Origin of the sequence: Bartonella sp. AA1HLJMS (genome assembly GCF_042197445.1) — a bacterium.
Taxonomy (GTDB): Bacteria; Pseudomonadota; Alphaproteobacteria; order Rhizobiales; family Rhizobiaceae; genus Bartonella.
In genome coordinates this window covers 1-2,088 of record NZ_JBHIRW010000129.1, presented here as the reverse complement: position 1 = coordinate 2,088, position 2,088 = coordinate 1, and the positions used below count along the sequence as shown (strand labels likewise).

Sequence of the window (2,088 nt, the reverse complement as noted above, 5' to 3'; positions counted from 1 at the left end):
ATTCCGTGGAGCAATCACGCGACCTTCAAAAAGGTTTTTGGAGAACTTCGCCCTTATGTTGGTTTGGATTATGGGCGTGTTTTTGCACAACCCTTGTATGGGATTAAGAATGATCAGCTTGCCGGTTGGACAGCAGGTGTCAAGCTTGCGGGAGGCATGGTCTCTCTTGATGCCAGTTATTCCAGTATTTTTTGGAGCACAGTTAAGCACAAAAAATCAGGAACATTTTTTATGACATTAACAATGGAACTTTAAGCATTTTTTATTGGGGAGTTAACGTATGAGATATGAGAAGAGAGCAGAAAGAGCAGCTTTATTAGGTGTTTTAGTCTCCAGTACGATGCTCAAAAAGGTTTTATTTGGGGGACTTGGTTTTTCTTGTTTGTTAGCCCCTTCAGCGTTACAGGCGCAAATTACTGTGGATCCTAACGCGAATGCCGCCCATCGTCCAGATATAGTCGCAGCGCCCAATGGGGTTCCCTCGATTGATATTGTTACCCCCAATGGCAAGGGCTTATCACACAATAAATATAACGATTTTAATATTGGAAATCCAGGTGTTATTTGGAACAATCATGCGCAAGAAGTGGGGCAATCGCAGTTGGGGGGCATTATGCCGGGCAATCCGCATTTGCGTTTCACGGGTTCAGCGAAAGTGATTTTAAATGAAGTGACCAGCAGCAAGCGCAGTGCGCTTCATGGTCCAGGAGAGGTTTTTGGGAGCCCCGCCGATGTGATTATAGCCAATCCCAATGGGATAAGCTGTGATGGTTGTGGCTTTATCAATACGCCCCATGCGACCTTAACCACAGGTGTTCCCGAAATTGATGCGAGCGGTTTTTTGAAAGGCTTTGAGGTGCGAGGTGGGGATATTACCTTTGGCGCTAAGGGAGCCAATTTTTTCTCTGGCAAGGGGGCTGTTGATATTGTCGATATTGTCTCACGCACAGTGCATTTTGAAGGAGCTGTTGCGGGCAGAGAAATTGGTGTGACAGCAGGGACGGGTCACTTTGATTATGCTTCACGGGAAATGAAAGAACTGACCGATATTACCGGTAAACCGGAATATGCGATAGATGGTTCTGCTTTGGGGGCTCTACAGGCGGATCAGATTAAACTTGTGGCAACAGAAAAAGGTGTTGGGGTTCGCATGCGCCATGATATGGCAGCCAATGCGGGGCAGTTGCATCTTTCTGCTGACGGGAAAATCTCGTTGAAGAATGTTTTTGGTCATGGGGGTGTTGTCCTCAAATCGAAAAGCCAGAGCGTATTGGCAAAACACATCACCTCGAAAAAGCATATTGATATTGCCGCCCATAAGGATGTGACGTTAGAAACGGTTGGTGCTGAGGGTCATTTGAAGATAGAGGCGCAGGATGGGCTTTTATCGATTGCCGGTAAGGCAACCTCTGGGGGCAATATGGAGCTTTCTTCGCGCCAGACACTTCAAGTTTCAGGGCTAGGGTCAGGTGCTGATATGGCTCTTGAATCGGGCGGAAACTTGAAGCTTGAGGGGATTGTTTTAGCGCAAGGGAATCTCAAGGCGCATGCCGGTGGTGATATACAAGCTCATTTTTTAGCCGGTGGGGTTGATATGGCGGCAACGGGTGCTGCTGGTGTTGTTGTTCTTGGCACCCAAGGGGATGTTGATCTCCAGAGCAGTCAAGGTGCGATTGTTGCTGAAAGTGTTTATGGAGCAGGAGATATCACCCTGGTTTTTCATAACGGGCTATCTGTTTCTCAAACAATTCTGTCGCATCAAAATGTTGCCATTCAAGCACAACCAGCAACAAATGCTCCCGTTCATTTTGGGCAACTTTTAGCCTATGGCAAGGCAAATATTGAGGGTGGGGCGGTTGACTTTTCTTCGCTGATGACGGGTGAAGAAGCTGTTTTAAAGGTTGGCAGCCTTGATGCAGGGACACTGATGACAGGTGTCGTTTCTACGGGCGGTTCAGGGGATCTTGTTTTAGATGAAAAGGGCTTTCTTTTGATTACAGCAAAAGAAGGGGTGAAGGTTGGTCAGATTGCCAGTGGTGGCAATATTGAAATTTTTGCAGGCAACGACATCTATTATGATCAGGTCAT

The 2,088-nt window shown here is 46.8% G+C and carries 1 protein-coding gene and 1 pseudogene; both read left to right on the top strand.

What is annotated here, in order from left to right; genetic code table 11:
- Nucleotides 1-255, top strand: a pseudogene (locus tag ACFIQE_RS09815) (ShlB/FhaC/HecB family hemolysin secretion/activation protein); the annotation flags it as partial.
- 25 nt (nt 256-280) lie between these two features.
- Nucleotides 281-2,088: filamentous hemagglutinin N-terminal domain-containing protein (locus ACFIQE_RS09810; RefSeq protein WP_375707644.1), on the top strand; the 1,808-nt coding region annotated here is incomplete at its 3' end.